The organism is Desulfitobacterium sp. (assembly GCF_035539115.1).
In the GTDB taxonomy this organism is placed as follows: domain Bacteria; phylum Bacillota; class Desulfitobacteriia; order Desulfitobacteriales; family Desulfitobacteriaceae; genus Desulfitobacterium_A.
Map to the genome: position 1 here is coordinate 16,091 of NZ_DATLJA010000043.1, position 21,238 is coordinate 37,328.

The window sequence follows — 21,238 nt, forward strand, 5'->3', positions numbered from 1 at the left end:
CATCTCCTTAAGGTTTTTTAAAAACATCCGTTAGTGCAGACTCTAAGCTGGGAAAGCGGAACTTAAAATCAGCATTAAGAGCTTTTTTCGGCACCACCCGTTGACCATGTAATAACATTTCCGCCATTTGTCCTAATGCCATTTTCAATAAGAATTCGGGAACCGGTAACCATGACGGCCTCTTTATCACTTTCCATTGATTACCTGTCCCTAACGGGTATCTTTGTCTGTTAACTCAAAATAGGCCGCAACTGAGATAAAGTCAACCTTGCCAAGTACAGGATTGTTAAGCTTTTTAGCATATGTATCATTCTGGTTATCTTTCTGAGTGTCCCACTCGGCGGTATACCACCAGTTTGTTTTATAAGTTATTTGGCCTTTAAAATTTGCTCTAACAAAATCAGCGACGTTAATCCAATTATCATATTGGTTCTCAAACTGATCGAAGTTTGAACCAATACATAAAGCGTAGACTTTGTATGGCTTGGCAACATCATGGATCATCGGAGTAAGTACTGTTTGCTTCCAATTCCAGAACCACTCGTTTAAATCAGTCGGTTTTAATTGTGTCTCATACTGCTCACCATTATGGATAAAGGGATATGGCTCTACAATGACATTGATTCCCTTGTATCTCAATTTCTTTATAAGCTCAATTGCTTTCTTTTCGCTGGCCGGATTAATAGCCATAGTATTTGACGATAAGGTAGGAATGTCAATTTCAACAGGGACATTTACCGTGTTTAACCCCAACCAGCTGACATCAGATAATGTTGTTCAATAGAATAATCTACTGAGAGGTTACCGGATTTTATCTTCTCACCCCATGGAGTAATGATCCGGTTTTTGGCGTACTGATGTTCAACATCGACTATATTAATTAACACTAATTTCACAAAGAGCGTCATCAATATTAAAGAACACAGCAATATAAGCTTTTTCTTATTACGTTTAAAGAAAGTAAGAAACATTATAGCGTCCTCTTAAATTAAGTTTTATGCCGTTTCTTCTTTTTGAACTATATACCACCCGTTATCTTTGATTTGGGCAATGAAAATTATCTGTACGTCTTTTGCTCCACCGATGAGTTTATGATCTGCATCGTAAATGAAAGCAGAATAAGTCATATAGACGCTAACCTTATCTCCCTGCTTCTTTTGCGAAATTTCCTTTAGGCTGAAATCAATATTAAGGGGTTTCTTAATCCCCCGCTGCTCTATCCGGTATGCTTTGTAAATGTTTGTTCTATTAAATACGTCTTGAGCCATGTATTTGGCCATTTCATCTGTATAGCCCTGATCGGTGAGAAACGCATCTTTGACTATGTAATAGATGTCGACATATTTGACATCTTTAGAAGCGCCAGTGCTACAGGCCGTTCGAGTCATTAGCAAAACCACGGTCAGCCCTATCCGCCAAATTCTTATTTTCTTCATCTTAATTTTGACCCCTCAACCCGGAATAGTTATTTCAAAGCTAATTCCTGTACTATATTCTTCATTGCCGTCATATCGCCGTTCAGAGAAGATTCATCCGTATCAATTGATATTCCGAATGCTAAATTGCTATTACTTATTGGCAACACAACATATATCTCGGTCCATCTCCTTTGTTCAGCGGAAGCCGCCGGTGTATCCCTATCCAGGATATACATTTTACCTTTACCCAGTCCGGATGTTATATCCTCTGTCTGGACTATGGAACTGTGATTTGGAAGGCTACTGTTGTTACCATAGTAGCCAATCATTTCGATTTGGCCAACAACTTTGCCTTTCTTTAGAATTTGACCGTCTTTATCTCCATTAAGATTTATGTCCCAGCCGGTTGGTAAGCCGTTTATCCTTAATCCAATTTGGTTTGTAATAGTGCTTATTTTGAACCAATAAAAGATTTGGTGATTTCCGTTGTAACCCCAGTTTACTTCTAGTTGAAATAAAAACTCACCGTCTTCTTTGGGCACGTATATAGAGCTGTTATCAACCGGATAGCCTATAAGCTCTTTATTTTTACCTACTAACTGTACCTTATAGGATGGTTTATCTAGACCAGGTACATCTGCGGCCTTGAAATCGATGCGTGACCCCATCATTACAACGTGAGCCGGTAATGACAAGGCATCGTCCATTTCCACACCAAAATTCGAGTTGCCAATCAGGACATCAGGTTTTGAAGTGTAATTAGCAGTACTTCTAACCCAATTGATTTTTATGGAGCCGCTGGTGATGTCCAACTTTGGATATTTCGAGATATAGCCCGGTTGATCAGCGGTTATATCATCCATCGGCATTGGAGGGAGTATCTTTGTTGCCGTCAATAGTAATTGTCTGCCGCTTGAATCGACTAAGTAATAACTTGGAGGGCTCTGGGTATCATCTTTAGTAATCTTCGTATAGCTACTATAAGTAATCCCTTTTATTGGGCCAGCAAATTTATCCAGAGAATTGTCTGTGCTCATAGTTATTGTTTTGCCGTCATAGTCTAAAACCTTGATAATTGGATCACCCTCGGTAGTGTAGGTGGTTATTTTCAGTTTGGATGCAGTACCTTTATCAACAGCTATCATGAAATTCTCTAACTTCTCCAGATTTGTCACTTGGCCGTGAACGTCTACCACATCGCCATTAGCAATGGCTTGTTGTGGGGTATATAATTTTAAAGCTTGTTTACTGGAGCAGCCCGTAAGGAAAAACACCATAATTATAACTGTAGCGGTTCATTCAATATGAGTAATTCATGTTCCATTAGCCGTTTATGTTTTTTCGATAACCTGACAGCCTCGTGAAATAACCCCACCTTAAACCAATTAATTAATTTTGCTTCTTCGAGGTTTACATTACAGGTGTCAAGTGTCAAGTGTCAGGTACCATTTTATTTCATCTCCTATCCTCACTAATTTCGCCCTCAATTATTAAAAAGAAATAGGGAGTTAATTTGATAACCCCCTATCGCAGAAAAATAGCCTTATTTACTCTTTGTCCAAATGCTCTTTTATCAGCCTATCCAAATCATTTGTTTCCCATATAACATTTGGCTTATACCGCCGGATAGCTTCTAATATCCATAAAGACAAATCTGAGCAGGCATCATCATAACCTAATTTATAGCTATATTTCTTTAATAAGGGCGACAAACGATTAATAAGTTTCTCGGGGGCTTCTGAGTCTCCATTTTGCGCTTCAATAATGAGTTCCTTTAAACTTTTGTTTTCGTTCAATTTTTTCACCTCTTTTCTGTTATCAAATAATAAAACTGCCAACTATCATTTAGGCAGTTCACATAAATGTAGCGGTCAGGCTGTCATAATGCCATTCGGCACCTTAGACCCTATAACTTTGCGCCCCTACCTTTAGGTAAGTTAGCCCATGTATTTAGTTTTTGCATTATTTATCCTCTCAATAGAAAAAGACAACCCTATGTCCCTTTTGCAACAAAATAAGTATGAATAAATTGTAAATATTGGAACTTTGTATAATCACATCACAATTGCCTCAACAAATGCCTCTCAAATTCCAAGGAGAAAAATAGCCCCATTTTGTAAACATAAGCGCTAATAAAATTTTCTAAATTACCGTTCACTTAGCATAATAGAAATCATAACCACCGGCCGTGCCGGTGGTTTGCACAGGCCCCCTTAGGGCCTACTACCAGCTGAGCCTATAGGCTCAGCGAAAATATCCTTCCAGCCATGCCAGTAGGTTCATCAAAATCTTTCGCTCGCATGACTCACCCTACTGCTATTGAAATAGCAATATCTTTTCATCTATGTTAAGTGCTAATTCGTTGGTTGGTATTTTCGGGGGTTCCTCGCTTCGCTCGGATAAGGAAACTGGGCAAAGCTAAAGCTTTTTAGGACCACTGGCACAGCCGGTGGTATTCTTAGACAAAGAAAGCCGCGAATACAACAATTGCTGTATTCGCGGCTTTTTATGTATGTATAGAAATATCTATTTAAGCATTTTGCAGCAATAACGGAAACCAATGAAAATATTATTGTTGCAGTTTGTCCATTTAAGTTGTCTTTAATATCGGGATGGAAATTTATGGTTAAATATTTGTTGCTGTTTACCGACAAGGTACGACACATGTAAATAATTAATTAGCGTATAATGGTATTAATTGGAATTTTAAACAAAATGACTTCTTATGTACGACTTCCTTCAAAGGAGTGATGAATCAAATTTCTAATATCACCATAACAAAAGATAGGAAATTGAATAACGCGATAAGGGCAAAGCTGTTAAAAGACAGCGACGCAAAGCCGAGGGTCTAAGGTACTATTTGTAGTAGTGCTATGACAGCCTGGTTACCGAACGGATCTCAGATGCGATATAACCCTGCCCTTTTAGGCAGGGTTATATATTTTTCGCGATTCATAACTTTAAAAGCTATGATTGGGGCTTTTTCGGCAACATGTATTTTGCACTTTGCCCACAGAAGAAGGAGTGCAAAAGAGGATTATGATAAAGATTGCTCTAAGAGGCCCGAAATAAAGACATTCTTCATGGCATTCGTAATATTCAATACATAGAACAGTTCATTGGAAATTCGGACATAAAAAAGCCCGCAATTTGCTATTGCCAAATTGCGGGCTTTTTTGGCTGTTTAAATAAATCTTCACTTACCTCTTTTCAATTGGGGTTGATATGGACAAGCCTCCACAAAGGGTTATTAAAAAATAAATTTCAAATTTTTGTCTGGAAGTTTGCCAAAATCCGTTTTTCAAACGGGATAGTTATTGAAAGGGAAAAGAACACCGCCTTGCGGGTACGGAAGGAGGTGAACTCTATGGAGCTATCTTCTTCCCAAAGGAAAACCATCAGGCACCAGTTTGACAGCTTCTGCAAAAAGGTTTTGCGTGAAGAATACCGTGATTGTGTGCGTGAAACCCAGCGGCGCTTGCAACATGAAATATCTTTTTCAGAACTGTCCCCACAGGAAATGGATCAGCTATACGTTATGGACGAATATTCCACCGACAGCCACCATTTCAGCGTGTTGGGACACGACATTGCGGTAAAGGACGATCTGATCAACGCAGCCTTGGCCGCTCTGCCGGAGAAAAAACGTGACATTATCCTGCTGTCCTATTTTCTCAACATGACAGATCAGGAAATTGGAGAAACGCTGAACATAATACGTCGCACAATCCAATACCAACGGACCATCTCACTCAAACAACTCAAAAAACTATTGGAGGGAAAAGCTGATGCATAAGCATAAATTTCGGAATACAGGCTTGCTTCCTTTCCCCGTCATCAGGTTAGCGGCTGACGGCAATGTTGACGCTATCAATGCCGTGCTGAAGCATTATGAGGGTTATATAGCTGCCTTGTCTACCAAGCGGTTCTATGATGAATACGGCAATCCTCATTTGTGCGTAGACGAGGGACTCAAGCGCAGACTGGAAACCAAGCTCATTACCAAGATCCTTACCTTCAAGATAGCATAACCCATAGCCTGTGCGGGAGCGTGTCCCTTTCCACGCCCCCGTTTACGGGCTGTTCGTGTTGCCGATCTGTAAAAGTCCATCGACTGACGATGAGCTTTTACAGGCCGACAAACATGGTCGGCCCCTGGTCCTTGAAAATTGAATATACGGTATTTCAGGTACATTCCCCATGCTGCTCCAAAAGAGTAAGCGACAAAAGGTTCGGCGCCACGACAGCCTATGCAAGAGCGATAAACGATGCCTTAAATCTGGCTGTGGCAGGCCGGTACGCGACAACAGGCATGGGTATAATGATCCTTCCTCACGGCCCCCTAAAGACTTGGGGGGAGTTTCTGCGGTATGCGCTACTCTGGCAAAGGGCGGTACAGGCGGAGCTATGATGCCGGAGCCACCGGCAGCCTGGAGTATTCCCGCACCGGGGACGCGTGGCAAATACGGTGGAATTAACATTAGAAACCATAGGCTGGCTTTTGCTTTTTTAAGCTGGAGCCAGCCTATTCTTGTGATGTTAATGCAAATAATGAATTTCTGGAGGTGAATCAAGTGGAAGTCAACACTAATGAAGTCTACCGTTTGATATTCAAGGAATACCCCGATGTCCTTGATGTAAAGCAGGTCAGCAAGCTGTTAGGAATAAGCACAAAGACTGTCTATAAGCTCATAAACAATGGAACCCTCCCATGCCTAAAGGTGGGGCGTGAATTTCGAATACTAAAGGTTGCAGTTATGAAATACATGAGGGCTTTTGGAATCCCTGAAATATAAAAAAACGATCAATAAAAGTGCAACACATATAGACGTGATAGATTTTTCTTACTAAACTGTAAGTGTCAATGGTAGGTGAAATCTATCTGTATGAATGGAGGATTATATTATGATCGCAGATCGCCTACAAACCGATGATGTTATTGAAGTTGCAGGCCACCTTGAAGAAAAGCGCGGCATCTATCAAATGGCGCTGAGCTGGGTAGACAACGATGGTAATCGCAATCGTAAGAGCATTTCGACTCACTTACCAGTAAAAGGCAACAAAAAACGGGCTGAAACAATGCTCCAGAAAACTCGGCAGGAGTATGAAGAAATGCTCATGCAAGCTCAACAGCAAGAGGCTCTCTTGCAGCAAGAAAAAGACGAACAGCCAGAAAATCAAGAGGAAGATTCAAAAATATTGTTTGCCGACTTTATGGAACAGTGGCTCGACGTGATTAGGCCCGAAATCAAGCTTACCACCTATGGCGGCTATTGCATGAATGTAAAATCCGCGATTGCTCCTTATTTCCGTGAAAAGGGTATTTACCTGCAAGACTTGACGGCTTCGGATATCAATGACTTTTATGCTGAACAGCTCAAGCGCGTAAAGGCAACTTCGGTTCACAAGTATCATGCCAATATCAGCAAGGCACTCAAATATGCGGTCGAAAAAGATTTTATACCCTATTCTGTTATGGGTAAAGTCAAAAGGCCCAAAAAGGAACGCTTTGTTGGAAAATTCCTCAAGCAATCCGAAGTTGTTGCACTTTTTAAAGCAGTACAGGGCCACAAACTGGAATTAGGAGTCATCTTAGGTGCATTTTATGGGTTGCGACGTGGTGAGATTGTAGGGTTGAAGTGGGAGGCTATTGACTTTGAAGCCAATACGATCACCGTCGAGCATACCGTAACGATGGCAACAATTGACGGGAAAAGAATTGTAGTGGCAGCCGACACAACGAAGTCAAAGTCCAGTTATCGTACCTTGCCACTTGTGCCACAATTCCGAGCAAAGTTACTGGCTGTGTGGGAGGAACAGCAGTATTATAAAAAGCTCTGCGGAAAATCCTACAACAAAGTCGAAGGTGTTTATATCTACGTGGATCAGCTTGGCAATCGTATAAAGCCCGATTACCTGACGCGCGAGTTTCCTGATTTTATGGTTGAAAATGAATTTCGCAAGATGCGCTTCCACGACCTTCGACATTCGTGCGCCAGCTTGCTGTTAGCCTGCAGAGTCCCGCTAAAGCAAATTCAAGAATGGCTTGGACATAGTGATTTTGCAATTACGGCCAATACATACGCCCATTTGGAGTTTAACTCAAAATTGGCGTCGGCCAGTGCCATGACATGGATTGACAAGACTTCCCTCGCTCAGTTACCGCCTGAACCAATAGCGCCGCAACTACAGTTGCCTGAGCCAATACTAACGTAAAATTAAATAAGCTGTCAGCTCATAACCTAATGAGCTGACAGCCTTAAAGACTGGCGGAGGCGGTGAGATTCGAACTCACGAGCCGGTTTTAAGCCGACCGAACGATTTCGAGTCGTTTCCGTTATGACCGCTTCGGTACGCCTCCGTATAACAAAGTATATGATCTTCCTCTAAAGGCTACTCGGAAAAATGTCAGACCTTTAGAGCAGACATAGCAAGCATTAAGTTGTTCCTTCTCCGCACGAACACCCATTTTACAAGGGTTTGCGGGTCTTACCTATCCAATTATATCACCGCATTTCGAGACCGGCTCCTTAAGCCTCTCGGACAACCCTCCGAATTATTAATTATTTTAACACCCCGGATAGAACTCGGATAGAACAGCTCAAAAATCCATGTTTATTTGAACTCCGGGGGCAGTAAAAACCGCATAAATACAAGGTTTTCGACTACATGTCTTCCACGTTACTCACTCGATTTCGAGTCGTTCTCGTTATGACCACTTCGATACTCCTCCGTAGGAAAAAACACTATTTCTCAAGAAAATATTATTTGAAGAATCTGCTAAATCAAGTCTTTTCAATAAAGCAGAAGAAATGACTACTTGATTCCGAGTAAACCAATTAGAATCTATACTACCGCCGCTTATGAAAGAAATCCTTTAATATTACAGAACATTCTTCTTCAAGAACACCTGCAACAACTTCAACACGGTGATTCCAACGATTAACGTCGAGAACATTCATGACCGATCCCACTGCACCACCTTTAAGATCAGCAGCCCCATAGACCAGGGTCTTCAGACGTGCTTGAACTAAAGCACCTGCGCACATCGGACAAGGTTCTAACGTCACATAAAGTGTTGCTTCAGATAAACGCCAAGCACCTAATTTCTCAGTAGCCCTCTGCACGGCCAAAACCTCAGCGTGGGCTGTCGGATCATGCTTTAATTCCTTCTCATTATGAGTAAGAGCAAGGATTTTATTATCTTGAACTATAACCGCGCCAATCGGAACTTCGCCTAAATCATAAGCAATTTTGGCCTGTTCCAGTGCTAAGCGCATCCAATCTTGATGACTCATATTACCTCAATTAGTGGTGGCCCCGGGAGGACTCGAACCCCCGCAAGACAGGGTTTAGGAAACCCCCGCTCTATCCACCTGAGCTACGAGGCCAAAATGCTATTTCCTTATAAAATGGTGCGCTCGGAGGGATTCGAACCCCCGGCCTTCTGATTCGTAGTCAGACGCTCTATCCAGCTGAGCCACGAGCGCATGAAATGGCGGAGGGGGTGGGATTCGAACCCACGGCCCCTTTCGGAGTCACTGGTTTTCAAGACCAGCTCCTTAAACCGCTCGGACACCCCTCCAAATCGATACGTTTGATAGTATATCACATTTCTTGTGAACTGTAAATGTCAAGCCTTAACTAAATAAGAAAGAGCTGCAAAATGTATTTTGTATTTTGGCAGCTCTTTCCAAGAAATATTTAATTGTTAAAAATCTCTAAATACCTTGCACTTAGCCGATAATCTCTACACCCATATATGGTTGCAAAGCCTTTGGTACACGAACACGTCCATCTTTTTTCTGATAATTTTCTAGAATTGCTGCGACGGTACGCCCAATAGCTAAGCCACTCCCATTTAATGTATGTACATATTCTGGCTTCGCCTTAAGTTCCCGTCGAAAACGAATATTTGCCCGTCGCGCTTGGAAATCTTCAAAATTACTGCAGGAAGATATTTCCCGATACATGTTAAAACTTGGAAGCCAAACTTCTAAATCATACGTCTTAGCAGAGCTAAAGCCCAAGTCTCCAGTCGAAAGGGCCATAACGCGATAAGGAAGTTCCAGCTCTTGAAGAATAGCTTCAGCATCCCGCGTTAACTTTTCCAGTTCCTCATAGGAATTCTCGGGGAAAGCAAACTTCACTAGCTCGACCTTATTAAATTGATGCTGGCGAATCAGACCACGCGTATCCCGGCCAGCTGAACCAGCTTCAGAGCGAAAACAAGCACTATATGCGCAATGATAAATGGGAAGCTTTTCAGCCTCGAGAATCTCATCACGATATAAGTTGGTCACCGGCACTTCGGCAGTAGGAATCAAGAAATAGTCTGTACCGGAAACCTTGAACGCATCCTCTTCAAATTTAGGAAGTTGTCCTGTCGCGATCATCGAGTTCCGATTCACCATATAGGGTGGAAGAATCTCGGTATAACCCTTGGCCGTATGTCGATCAAGCATAAAGCTGATTAAGGATCGCTCGAGTTTAGCCCCTAACCCTTTATAAAAAGTGAAACGTGCTCCCGTAACCTTAGCCGCCCGGGAAAAATCCAAAATATCTAGACTTTCCCCAATATCATAGTGAGCCAATGGCTGAAAATCAAACTTTCGAGGGTTCCCCCAAGAACGCACTTGAATATTTGCATTTTCGTCCGGACCGACAGGAACGGACTCATGCGGAATGTTCGGAATTTCATACATAACCGCTTGCATTTTTTGCTCAAGATCGGTCAGTTGTTGTTCTAACCCCTTTATTTTTTGCCCAACTTCACGCATCTCAAGAATCAGAGATTCAGCATCTTCCCCGCTTTTTTTACGACGCCCGACCTCTTCAGAGACAGTATTGCGCTGTGCCTTCAAATTTTCAACTTCGAAAAGCAACTTTCGGTATTTTTCCTCGTGTTCGAGGAAATCATCTAATTTTAAGGATGAATTACGATTTTTGAGAGCTTCCTTTACAATCTCAGGATTAGTTCGTACAAACTTAAGATCTAACAACTGAAACCCTCCCTCGTCCAGCCATTACTTGGCCATTTGCTCATCAACAATCGAGAGAAAATAGTGATGAACTCTTCGGTCTTCCGTTAATTCGGGATGAAAAGCGCTCGCAAGCATATTCCCTTGCCGAGCAAAAACAATTTTACCCTCGTATTCTGCTAAGATTCCAACATTCGGAGCCACTTCTTTAAGGTACGGAGCTCGAATAAAAACGGCTCTTACCGGATCCTGGCCTAGTGCGGGCACCTCTAAATCGGTCTCAAAGCTTGCAACCTGACGTCCAAAAGCATTTCGTTGAACCGTGACATCCATTAAACCTAAGCGATATTGGTCACTGTCTTCAATATTTTTACTTAACACAATCATTCCTGCACAGGTGCCAAAGATCGGTAAGTTTTTCGCCGCTAATTCCTTGATTCGTTCTCCGAGTCCATCCACTTGGAGAAGCTTTCCCATTGTCGTACTTTCCCCGCCTGGAATAATAAGTCCGTTAATATCTTCTAAATCGCTTGATTTGCGAACTTCCGTGACCTCACAACCCAAGCTCTCTAAAGCCTGCCGATGCTCACGAAAAGCACCTTGCAAGGCTAATACACCAATCTTTCTCGCCATTGAATTACCAGCCTCGCTCCTGCATGCGTTCACTGTCTTTGAGTGTAGAAATTTCAATTCCCGACATCGCTTCTCCCAGATCTTTAGAAATTTCTGCCAGCATTTTAGGGTCGTTATAATTTGTTGTCGCTAAAACGATTGCCCTAGCCCTTTTTACTGGATCACCCGATTTAAAGATTCCCGAACCAACAAAAATACCATCCACACCCAGTTGCATCATCAACGCAGCATCAGCTGGTGTAGCAATTCCACCGGCAGCAAAATTAACGACTGGTAGTTTGCCATGTTCAGCTACATAGACAACTAAGTCATAAGGAGCACCCATATTTTTGGCAGCAGTCATTAACTCTTCTTTAGGCATCGTTGATAAAGTCCGAATTTCACTCATCACAGTACGCATATGACGAACTGCTTCAACAACGTTACCGGTTCCAGGTTCACCTTTAGTACGAATCATAGCAGCCCCCTCGCCAATGCGGCGAAGCGCTTCACCCAGATTTCTAGCTCCACAGACGAATGGAACTTTAAAGTCATTCTTATTAATATGATACATATCATCGGCTGGTGTCAGGACTTCACTCTCATCGATGTAATCAGCACCCATCGCCTCAAGGATTTGGGCCTCGACGAAATGACCAATCCGGGCTTTCGCCATAACTGGGATCGTTACCGAATCCATAATCCGTTGAATAATTGTCGGATCTGCCATTCTAGCAACTCCACCTGCAGCTCTGATATCTGAAGGCACTCTTTCAAGAGCCATGACGGCGCAAGCTCCGGCTTCTTCCGCTATTTTTGCTTGTTCGGGTGTAGTTACATCCATAATAACTCCACCTTTAAGCATTTCTGCTAATCCTGTCTTAACTTTCCACGAGGCAATTTCTTCCATGATAATTCTCCTCCAGACCATTTACGCGTCTTTAATTGTTTGTTTGAAATACTAGCACTTTAATCATTTCTTGTCAATTTTACTCATATCTATGAATAAAATCAAGAATTTTCGTTTATTCTTCCTCTTCGCCATCAATTAAGTCATCATTATCTTCATCTTCTTTATAGAGCACTTTAGCGATAGCGACAACTCTACTTTCACCTGTTCGCATGGCCATTACACCTTGGGCTGAACGACCTTGCTTGGAAATTCCGGATACTTCTTGGCGGATAACAATCCCATCCTCGGTAATAATCATCAACTGATCTTCTGGCTTAACTATTTTGATGCCAATAAGGGGTCCTGTTTTCTGATTCAATTTCATTGCGATTATTCCCTTACCACCACGTCCTTGAACCCTGTATTCTGAGAGATTCGTTCTTTTCGAAAAACCATTTTCCGTCATCGTCAGAAGTTCTGCATCCTCATAAATGACATCCATGCCAACGACTTCATCATTTTCCTCAAGATTAATTCCCTTAACACCGCGAGCTGTACGCCCCATTTTCCGTACATCCGAGCATTTAAAACGTATCGATTGTCCATTCTTCGTAGCCATGAGCATATGCTCGTGTTCCTTGTTAAGACGAACCCCAATGAGTTCATCTCCTTCATTCAAGGTCAAAGCAATTAAACCATCCTTGCGGGAAGAATCATATTCTTTGAGAGCGGACTTTTTAACTATACCGTTTTTGGTAGCTGTGATTAGACAGAAATCCTCTGAGTATGTTTTAATCGATAGGACAGCCGTAATTTCTTCCTCTTGAGAATTAATATTTAAGATATTTACAATCGCGATACCTTTAGCCGTGCGACTCGCTTCTGGAATCTCATAAGCCTTAAGACGATATACCTTTCCCTTAGAGGTAAAGAAGAGAATATAATGATGGGTTGTGGTTGTGAAGAGATGTTCTACAAAATCCTCTTCCCGAGTTGCCATACCATGGACTCCTTTGCCTCCACGTCTCTGGCTCTTATACGTGTTTAAGGGTAGACGTTTGATATACCCTCGGTGAGTTACAGTGATGACAACATCTTCTTCGGCAATTAAGTCCTCAATTTGCATATTACTTAAATCAACTGAAATCTGAGTCCGCCGTTCATCACCAAATTTATCTTTAATTTCGGTCATTTCCGTCTTAATAATTTCATCAACCATTTTTTCTGAGGCCAAAACGGCACGCAAATAAGCAATCGTTTGCAAGAGTTCTTGTAATTGATTTTCAATTTTTTCGCGCTCTAATCCAGTTAAGCGTTTCAAACGCATATCGACAATGGCTTGTGACTGCTTTTCACTTAACCCAAACCGCGCCATCAAATTATTTTTAGCATCTGCTTCATCCGCAGAAGTCCTGATAATTTGAATTACTTCATCGATATGATCTAAAGCGATTCTTAAGCCTTCGAGAATATGTGCTTCTGCTTCTGCTTTATTTAATTCGAATCTCGTTCTCCGCGTGATAACATTTCTTTGATGCTCAATAAAATAATGGATCATTTTTTTAAGCGTTAAAAGTTTTGGCCGACCATCCACTAAGGCTAACATGTTCATCCCAAATGATTCTTCAAGTTGAGTATGTTTGTAGAGTTGATTAAGAATGACTTGCGGATTAACATCCCTCCGGAGTTCAATCACAATCCGCATACCTGTACGATCTGATTCATCCCTTAAATCAGTAATTCCTTCGATTTTCTTCTCCCTAACAAGCTCCGCAATTTTCTCAACAAGTCTCGATTTATTGACCATAAATGGAATTTCCGTGACTAAAATTCGCATCTTCCCGGACTTTTCCATATGTTCGATATGCGCTTTTGCTCGGGTCTTAAATATTCCTCTCCCCGTTGTATAGGCCGCATAAATTCCTTCCGTACCCATAATCGTTGCACCCGTTGGGAGATCCGGACCTTTAATAAATTCCATTAATCCTTCAATCGTAATATCGGGATTATCGATTTGGGCAATGGTCCCATCAATGACTTCCGTCAAATTATGGGGAGGAATATTCGTCGCCATTCCGACGGCGATTCCTGAAGAACCATTGACCAGGAGGTTAGGAAACTTCGCAGGCAGTACTGAGGGTTCATCCTGTTTTTCATCATAATTTGGAGTAAAGTCTACAGTATCTTTATCAATATCGGCAAGCATATAGGTCGCCATTTTGGCCATTCTACACTCGGTATAACGCATCGCAGCCGCAGAATCACCATCAATGGATCCGAAATTTCCATGTCCATCAACTAAAGGATAACGACTGGAGAAATCTTGAGCTAATCGAACAACCGCATCATAAATTGAGGCATCACCATGGGGGTGAAACTTACCCATGCAGTCCCCGACGAGTCTGGCTGATTTACTATACGGTTTATTTGGGGTCATTCCCAATTCATGAAGCGTATAAAGAATTCTCCGATGAACCGGCTTGAGGCCATCCCTAACATCAGGTAAGGCCCGACTGGCAATAACACTCATGGAATAGTCAATAAATGACTTTTTAAGCTCATCCGAAATCTCAACTGGAAGAACTCTTCCCCCTTGCATTTCCATTGACATTAACAGGCACTCCTTTAAATATCTAAATTACGTACGTCTTTGGCATACTTTATAATAAACTCACGACGAGGTTCTACTTTATCCCCCATTAAAATCGTAAAAAGTTCATCAGCTAGCATGGCATCGTCCATCGTGACCTGTAAAATCGTTCGTTTTGCGGGATCCATTGTGGTTTCCCAAAGTTGCTCTGGATTCATTTCTCCTAAACCTTTATATCTCTGAATAACAGCTTTTTCCCGGCCCACCCGATCTAAGGTTTTACTCAATTCATCATCGGTATATTGATAAGAGACATCTCTTCCTTTTTTAACTTGAAAAAGGGGAGGTTGAGCAATATAGACATAATTATTATCAAGCAGGGGCTTCATATAACGATAGAAGAAGGTTAGCAGGAGTATCCTAATATGAGCTCCATCGACATCGGCATCGGTCATAATAATCAGTTTATGATAGCGTGCCTTGGTAATATCAAAGTCATCCGAAATTCCCGTTCCCATCGCTGTAATCATCGCACGAATTTCTGTATTGCCTAAAATCCGATCGAGACGAGCCTTTTCAACATTAAGAATCTTTCCCCGCAATGGAAGAATAGCTTGGAAACGCCGATCACGTCCTTGCTTTGCCGAACCACCTGCACTATCACCCTCAACCAGGTACATTTCGCAGAGATCAGGCTCTTTCCAGGAACAGTCAGCTAGTTTTCCTGGTAAGGCGCTGACTTCCAAAACACTCTTTCTTCGGGTGAGTTCCCGCGCCTTACGGGCAGCTTCACGCGCGCGCGAAGCTTGAAGTGATTTCTCTATTAATTTTTTACCGATTGCGGGGTTTTCCCCCAGAAAAGTATTGAGCCCCTCACCAGTTGCTGAATCTACAATTGAACGAATTTCCGAATTTCCCAATTTTGTCTTAGTTTGACCTTCAAACTGAGGATCAGGAACTTTAACAGAAATAATTGCCGTCAACCCTTCACGGATATCATCCCCAGTTAAATTCGACTCGTTGCTTTTAATAATATTATTTTTTCGGGCATAATCGTTGATCACTCGGGTTAAAGCTGCCTTAAATCCAGCTTCATGAGTTCCACCTTCTTGGGTATTAATATTATTCGCATAAGAAAAAAGATTTTCTGAGTATCCGTCATTATATTGCAAGCCAATTTCAAGTTCTACATTATCCTTGTACACTTCAAAATAGATCGGTTCCGGAAACAAAACGTCTTTGTTCTTGTTTAAATATCTGACAAAATCAACAATACCACCCGTATGATAAAAAACTTCTTGTTCTTCCGTTCTCTCATCGAGTAAAGTTATCGAAACTTTTTTATTCAAAAAAGAAAGTTCGCGTAACCGATGAGCCAAAATATCAAATTGAAACGTAGTTTCTTCAAATATCTCCGGATCAGGAGCAAAAGTAATCTGTGTCCCCCTCTCCTCCGTTTTTCCGGTAATCGTCAATTCTGTCATGGTTTTTCCACGCATATATTCTTGGTGATAAATACTTCCATCTTTTTTTACGTCAACATATAACCACTCAGACAGGGCATTAACAACACTTAGACCGACCCCATGCAATCCCCCGGAGACCTTATAGGCACTATTATTAAATTTTCCGCCAGCATGAAGCACTGTCAAAGCAACTTCAACAGCAGGCTTTCCCGTTTTGGGATGAATATCAACAGGAATACCCCGTCCATTATCTTGAACACAAATACTATTATCTTTACGAATAAACACATTAATCGTATCGCAATATCCAGCTAAGGCCTCATCAATACTATTATCAACAATCTCATAAACTAAATGATGAAGTCCCCGACTACTCGTTGAACCAATATACATACCAGGACGCTTTCGAACAGCTTCTAAGCCTTCTAGAACTACAATTTGTTCAGCGTTATAATCAAGACTCTCTGGCACTTTTTCTTGAAAATCGGAATCTTCTTGCAAAGCCGTTCCCTCCCAAATAATACCTTACCTGTTAAGCTTTAACCTTTTCATTATACGATGAAATAACGTTTCCTTCAATTCGAAATGACAATAATCTTAACTGCTCATAAAAAGGGAAAAACCTCGCTTGCAAAAAAGGAGGTTCTATCTCATTATTTTCATCATCTATTCTTCCTGCTCGACAACGGTTATAGAACGTTTTAGAAGAGTTGTTGAAGAAATAGGAGAAAGATAATTTCCCTCAGTTGTGATGATTAAAGACTTTTCTTTACCCTTATCAGAAATGTAATAAATCTTTTCATTTTGCTTCATGCTATTTAAAAAACTTTCAGAAGCTGTATTTTTCATTGCTGTTTCCAAATCTAAAATAGCAATAACTTTTTGCTGATTAACTAAAACATCTCCACCTAAATGTAAAAACATCAGTATATCCTCCCTATATGTCCTTTTTCTACTCGGAATAGTGACACTATTTCAGTAGTTGATAGCTTTTCAGCACTGGTCATCGTAATTAAAGCTTGCCGGATCGGTTTAATAAATTCTAATAAATATTCTCTCCGAAAAATATCCAGTTCAGACAGGACATCATCTAAAAGTAGAAGTGGATATTCTCCTTTTTCCTGAAAGATCACTTCAAGCTCCGCCAATTTTAAACTTAAAACAATGGAACGCTGCTGTCCTTGTGAGGCATAAATTCTCGCCGATTTTCCATTAAGCTGAAAATCAAGGTCATCTCGGTGAGGACCGACTAAAATCATTTGCCTTTCTATTTCCAGCTTCATTTTTTCTTCCAGCATTTGAGGAAATTCACGTAAGGCCTTTTCTGTATCTTGGTATCCCAAGGCTAAATAGTTTAAACCTAACTCTTCCTCACCGGATGAGAGTTGAGTATAGATTTCTTGGCTCTTTTTTGCAAGTATTTGTGTAAAATTCCAACGATTGCGAATGATTTTAGAACCTAGATCAAGCACTTGTTCATTCCATAATTCAATATTTGAAACTTTTGAAGCTTGATATGGGCTTTTTAATAAGGCGGCCTTCTGATGAATTACTTTATTATAATCATTGAGTAGATGTACATGCCGCACATATAACTGAGTAATGTGGAGATCCAAAAATCTACGTCGTTCGGCAGGGCCACCTTTAACCATTATCAAATCATCGGGGGAAAAGAACACAACATTAACAGTTCCTACATAATCTGATAATTTTTTACACGAAACATTATTTATTTTTACAATTTTATGTTTGTCTAAGTAATGACTTTCCAAGCTTAATTGTCGTTGATAGGCTAAAAAATCTCCAAATATGTGAAATGCATTCTCTCCCCAGCAAATCATTTCCTGTTCTCTATGAGCCCGATAGGATTTTCCGGTTAAAAGATAATAAATTCCTTCTAAGACATTTGTTTTTCCTTGTCCGTTTTGTCCCTGTAAAACATTTACGCCTGGGGAAAATTGGATTTTTTCATTTTTGTAATTTCTAAAATTATGCAAGTTTAAGTTTTGAATTTCCATTTTATTTATGAAGTACGTACAGGAAGCACAAGATTGATATAATTTGGATCATCAACGGGCCGGATAACACCTGGCCCATAGGGTCCGGATAGTTCAATGAGGATTTGTTCACTATCAATGACTTTTAAAACATCCAGTAAAAACTTGGCATTAAAAGCAACCTTAACTTCTGTTCCCTCCATCTGAATATCCATTTGCTCAGATATCTTTCCAATTTCAGACGCCTGATCAATCCATAATTTTTCTTTTTCTATGGTAAGACGAACAATATTTGCATGGTTACTATCCCGTGCCAGTAAGGATGCTCTTTCGACGGCATCCGTAAATGCCCTTGATGAGAGGTAAACTTTGGATTGACAACTTTGAGGAATAACTTGTTTATAATTGGGAAATTGACCATCAATGAGACGTGACAATAAATGGACCGAACCAAATTGGAAGGATACTTGAGATTGATTAAACCGGATCGTTAGAACTTCGTCATCATCCTTAAGAAGACGATAAATTTCTGACAACGTTTTGGCAGGTATTACACCGTAGAATTTTAGACTTTCGGGATTTTCTATTTCCGCAATTCGATAGGCAAGCCGGTGTGTATCGGTCGCGACTAAACGAATAATGGAATCTTCAATCTGTAATAGAGTTCCAGTAAATACAGGACGATTTTCTTCCAGTGCACAAGCATAAACAGTTTGACGAATCATTGTTTTAAAGAGTGATATTGGTAAATTAAAAGAAACTGCATCATAAAGGTCAGGAAGTAAAGGGAATTCTTCTGGATCGAAGCCTTTTAATACTATATCTGATTCATAATAGTGAATATTAATAGCGTCATCTTGCTGTTCCATCTCAATGGTTGCATCGGGAAGTTTGCGAACAATTTCTGAAAATAGACGGGCAGGGAGAACGACCGTTCCTTCTCTTTCGATTTGAGCAGCTACGACACAACGAATTCCAATTTCCATATCAGTTGCTTCAAAAACTAAGACATTATTTTCGGCTTTAATTAAAATACCCTGTAATATGGGAAGGGTGCTTTTACTGGATACTGCTTTTTGAACCGTATTTACACCAGTAAGTAAGGCATCTTTTGAGCAGAAAATTTTCATAATAACCTCCTTATGATTAAACCAGGAATAAGTTAACCGAAACAATAATAAGATATTAATCTAGTCGTTATAGTATTATGCCTTGTCTCTTTGTGGATATATAGTTGAAACCCTAAAGAACTAAGGGAAAAGAAATGGTTAAAAACATGTGAATAACTATTGATAACTTATCCACATGTCCACAAAATGAAATTTATGACGCTTTATTTCAAATAAAAAATACTCTATCCGCAAGTTATAAGGATTGTATTTTTTGAATGATTTCATTAATCCTTTTATCTAAAAGAGGATCTGTATGACGAGCCTTAGTTATTTTATCATGGGCATGGATAACAGTAGTATGATCTCGACCTCCGAATTCATCTCCAATTTTGGGGAGGGAACAATCTGTCAATTCTCGGGAAAGATACATAGCTATTTGACGGGGAAAGGCGATAGCACGCGTTCTCTTTTTAGCTTTAAATTCTCCTAAAGATAGGTGAAAATATTCAGCAGCAGCGTGCTGAATCATCTCGATCGTGATCTGCTTAGGAGTATTTACGGGAATGATATCTTTTAAAGCCTCGGCAGCTATCTCGATTGTAATTGGTCTCTCAGACAAGGAGGCATAGGCCATGACTCGAATGAGAGCCCCTTCAAGTTCTCTAATATTGGATTGGATTTTATCGGCTATATAAACCATAACATCGTTGCCTACTTGAAGATTTTCTAACTTGGCTTTTTTTCGTAAAATAGCAATCCGTGTTTCTAAATTTGGTGCTTGGATATCTGTAATCAGGCCCCATTCAAAACGTGAACGGAGGCGGTCTTCTAACGTGGGAATTTCTTTAGGTGGACGGTCAGATGAGATAATGATCTGTTTATCTGCTTCATAGAGAGCATTGAACGTATGGAAGAATTCCTCTTGAGTCCCTTCTTTACCCGCTAAAAACTGAATATCATCAATTAAAAGAATATCAACCTTGCGATAATGATTGCGAAATTCAACTGGATTTTTATCTCGTATAGACTCGATTAACTCATTGGTAAATTTTTCACTGGATACATAAAGGACACGTGTATTGGGGGAGCGTTCTAAAACATAATTTCCGATGGCATGCATCAGATGAGTTTTTCCTAGACCAACGCCTCCATAAATAAAAAGTGGATTATACGATTGAGCAGGAGATTCAGCAACAGCAAGAGCAGCTGCATGTGCGAAACGGTTACTATTCCCAATAACAAACGTATCAAAGGTGTATTTGGAGATTAGAAAATTGGGGGTGGCTTCTTTGTTTGCAGGAAGAGAGGATTGAGCAGGAATATTTGATTTGCTAAAAGTCTCCTTTTTTGAGCCAATAACAAAACGTAAATTCATTGACTGATTAAATATAGTCTGAACTGTTGAACGAATTAAAGGGGTATAGCGACTTTCCAGCCAATCTTTCGCAAATTCATTAGGAACACCTATGATTAAGGTATCTCCTTCAATGGCGAGCAAGCAGGTTGAACTAAGCCAAGTATCAAAGCTTGGCTTAGAAAGTTCATTTTCAAGTTTAGCAAGTGTATCTTGCCACATTTTTTGAAGCGGTGGGCGGGGTGGCATGGATGGACCTCCTTTTAAAAGAAAATAATAATTACGGCAAAAAAAAGTTATACACAAACTTATGCACATTTGTGGATAACTTAACATAATTGCATCTATTGATATAGAAAACCTTGGAAAATTATCAAAATATGAAGTTGTAAAATTATCATACCAAGTTTTGCATAGGTTATCAACAGGAAGTTCACCAAGAAATGAGAATTATACACAGTGAATAACTTTGTATTCTATTTTGTTATCCACAATCTTTTCTTATGTTCACCTTGACATGATAAAAATAACTAGAGTATAATCTTTAAGATATCTGTAAATGTCCTTTGGCATAAAGGAGGTGCTTCAGTGAAAAGAACATATCAACCGAAAAATCGCCGTCATAAGAGAGTGCACGGTTTTTTAAGTCGGATGAGCACTACTACCGGAAGAAATGTTATTAAAAGACGTCGCTTAAAAGGGCGGAAAAAATTATCTGCTTAAGGCCGCATTATGTGGCCTTTTTCTTCATTTCTTGAAGTTCTATTAAACTCAGGTAAGGCTTTCAGTTTAAATTATTGGTTAAAAGGGTAAAAT

Annotated in this window: 19 protein-coding genes, 4 tRNA genes, 1 pseudogene and 2 riboswitches; of the genes and pseudogenes, 5 read left to right on the forward strand and 19 right to left on the reverse strand. The window is 40.4% G+C overall.

Annotated elements, in window-relative coordinates; translation table 11 throughout:
* Positions 1–7 precede the first annotated feature (7 nt).
* The 5 genes and pseudogenes from VM640_RS08140 to VM640_RS08160 form a co-directional block, all read right to left on the reverse strand.
* Positions 8–193 (reverse strand): annotated as a pseudogene (locus VM640_RS08140) (DUF1731 domain-containing protein); the annotation flags it as partial.
* 17 nt (positions 194–210) lie between these two features.
* Positions 211–753 (reverse strand): glycoside hydrolase family 113, encoded by a 543-nt coding sequence (locus tag VM640_RS08145; protein WP_325391097.1) that lies wholly within the window; start codon positions 751–753, stop codon positions 211–213.
* A 242-nt stretch (positions 754–995) separates the two neighbouring features.
* Entirely contained in the window at positions 996–1,436 is a 441-nt protein-coding gene (locus VM640_RS08150; RefSeq protein ID WP_325391099.1) for a hypothetical protein, read from the reverse strand.
* Positions 1,437–1,465: 29 nt separating this feature from the next.
* The gene (locus VM640_RS08155) at positions 1,466–2,695 is read right to left on the reverse strand and encodes a DUF4362 domain-containing protein (RefSeq protein ID WP_325391101.1); all 1,230 of its coding nucleotides are present in this window, start codon (positions 2,693–2,695) and stop codon (positions 1,466–1,468) included.
* Positions 2,696–2,965: 270 nt separating this feature from the next.
* Complete coding sequence (locus VM640_RS08160; RefSeq protein WP_325391103.1) at positions 2,966–3,214, reverse strand: helix-turn-helix domain-containing protein; 249 nt, start codon at positions 3,212–3,214, stop codon at positions 2,966–2,968.
* Positions 3,215–3,281: 67 nt separating this feature from the next.
* A riboswitch (cyclic di-GMP riboswitch) is annotated at positions 3,282–3,371 on the reverse strand.
* An 846-nt stretch (positions 3,372–4,217) separates the two neighbouring features.
* Positions 4,218–4,311, forward strand: a riboswitch (cyclic di-GMP riboswitch).
* Positions 4,312–4,785: 474 nt separating this feature from the next.
* On the opposite strand from VM640_RS08160, the gene VM640_RS08165 reads away from it, so the two are divergent.
* From VM640_RS08165 to VM640_RS08180, 4 genes are all read left to right on the forward strand, one after another.
* Entirely contained in the window at positions 4,786–5,214 is a 429-nt protein-coding gene (locus tag VM640_RS08165) for a sigma-70 family RNA polymerase sigma factor (RefSeq protein ID WP_325391105.1), read from the forward strand.
* A complete protein-coding gene (locus VM640_RS08170) occupies positions 5,207–5,449 on the forward strand; it encodes a helix-turn-helix domain-containing protein (RefSeq protein ID WP_325391106.1) in 243 nt (80 codons plus the stop codon). Before VM640_RS08165 ends, VM640_RS08170 begins: the two co-directional genes overlap by 8 nt.
* Positions 5,450–5,992: 543 nt before the next feature.
* Positions 5,993–6,214: a helix-turn-helix domain-containing protein gene (locus VM640_RS08175; protein WP_325391107.1), complete on the forward strand. Its 222-nt coding sequence runs from the start codon at positions 5,993–5,995 to the stop codon at positions 6,212–6,214.
* 109 nt (positions 6,215–6,323) lie between these two features.
* A complete protein-coding gene (locus tag VM640_RS08180) occupies positions 6,324–7,634 on the forward strand; it encodes a site-specific integrase (protein WP_325391109.1) in 1,311 nt (436 codons plus the stop codon).
* Between the two features lie 51 nt (positions 7,635–7,685).
* Here the strand turns inward: VM640_RS08180 and VM640_RS08185 are convergent.
* From VM640_RS08185 to dnaA, 14 genes are all read right to left on the reverse strand, one after another.
* Positions 7,686–7,779: transfer RNA gene (locus VM640_RS08185), tRNA-Ser, on the reverse strand.
* 490 nt (positions 7,780–8,269) lie between these two features.
* Entirely contained in the window at positions 8,270–8,716 is a 447-nt protein-coding gene (gene tadA, locus VM640_RS08190; RefSeq protein WP_325391111.1) for a tRNA adenosine(34) deaminase TadA, read from the reverse strand.
* A gap of 14 nt (positions 8,717–8,730) precedes the next feature.
* A tRNA-Arg gene (locus VM640_RS08195) sits at positions 8,731–8,809 on the reverse strand.
* Positions 8,810–8,831: 22 nt separating this feature from the next.
* Positions 8,832–8,908: transfer RNA gene (locus VM640_RS08200), tRNA-Arg, on the reverse strand.
* 6 nt (positions 8,909–8,914) lie between these two features.
* A tRNA-Ser gene (locus tag VM640_RS08205) sits at positions 8,915–9,003 on the reverse strand.
* 151 nt (positions 9,004–9,154) lie between these two features.
* Positions 9,155–10,420 (reverse strand): serine--tRNA ligase, encoded by a 1,266-nt coding sequence (gene serS / locus VM640_RS08210; RefSeq protein ID WP_325391113.1) that lies wholly within the window; start codon positions 10,418–10,420, stop codon positions 9,155–9,157.
* Positions 10,421–10,444: 24 nt separating this feature from the next.
* Positions 10,445–11,032 carry a pyridoxal 5'-phosphate synthase glutaminase subunit PdxT gene (gene pdxT, locus VM640_RS08215; RefSeq protein ID WP_325391115.1) on the reverse strand — a complete coding sequence of 196 codons (588 nt, stop codon included), beginning with the start codon at positions 11,030–11,032 and terminating at the stop codon, positions 10,445–10,447.
* 4 nt (positions 11,033–11,036) lie between these two features.
* On the reverse strand, positions 11,037–11,921 hold the full coding sequence (pdxS, locus tag VM640_RS08220) for a pyridoxal 5'-phosphate synthase lyase subunit PdxS (RefSeq protein WP_325391117.1): 885 nt from the start codon (positions 11,919–11,921) through the stop codon (positions 11,037–11,039).
* A gap of 115 nt (positions 11,922–12,036) precedes the next feature.
* Entirely contained in the window at positions 12,037–14,514 is a 2,478-nt protein-coding gene (gene gyrA, locus VM640_RS08225; RefSeq protein WP_325391119.1) for a DNA gyrase subunit A, read from the reverse strand.
* Positions 14,515–14,528: 14 nt separating this feature from the next.
* Positions 14,529–16,460, reverse strand: coding sequence for a DNA topoisomerase (ATP-hydrolyzing) subunit B (gene gyrB, locus VM640_RS08230; protein WP_325391121.1), 1,932 nt, complete (start codon positions 16,458–16,460; stop codon positions 14,529–14,531).
* 165 nt (positions 16,461–16,625) lie between these two features.
* Positions 16,626–16,883: an extracellular matrix regulator RemB gene (gene remB / locus VM640_RS08235; protein ID WP_325391123.1), complete on the reverse strand. Its 258-nt coding sequence runs from the start codon at positions 16,881–16,883 to the stop codon at positions 16,626–16,628.
* Positions 16,883–17,977, reverse strand: coding sequence for a DNA replication/repair protein RecF (gene recF / locus VM640_RS08240; RefSeq protein WP_325391125.1), 1,095 nt, complete (start codon positions 17,975–17,977; stop codon positions 16,883–16,885). The genes remB and recF overlap by 1 nt, the downstream gene beginning before the upstream one ends.
* A 5-nt stretch (positions 17,978–17,982) precedes the next feature.
* Positions 17,983–19,086 carry a DNA polymerase III subunit beta gene (dnaN, locus tag VM640_RS08245; protein WP_325391127.1) on the reverse strand — a complete coding sequence of 368 codons (1,104 nt, stop codon included), beginning with the start codon at positions 19,084–19,086 and terminating at the stop codon, positions 17,983–17,985.
* A 235-nt stretch (positions 19,087–19,321) separates the two neighbouring features.
* Entirely contained in the window at positions 19,322–20,671 is a 1,350-nt protein-coding gene (dnaA, locus tag VM640_RS08250) for a chromosomal replication initiator protein DnaA (protein WP_325391331.1), read from the reverse strand.
* A 339-nt stretch (positions 20,672–21,010) separates the two neighbouring features.
* Here dnaA and rpmH point away from each other — a divergent pair, with 339 nt between their 5' ends.
* Positions 21,011–21,145 carry a 50S ribosomal protein L34 gene (rpmH, locus tag VM640_RS08255; protein WP_325391129.1) on the forward strand — a complete coding sequence of 45 codons (135 nt, stop codon included), beginning with the start codon at positions 21,011–21,013 and terminating at the stop codon, positions 21,143–21,145.
* The last annotated feature ends 93 nt before the right edge of the window (positions 21,146–21,238 follow it).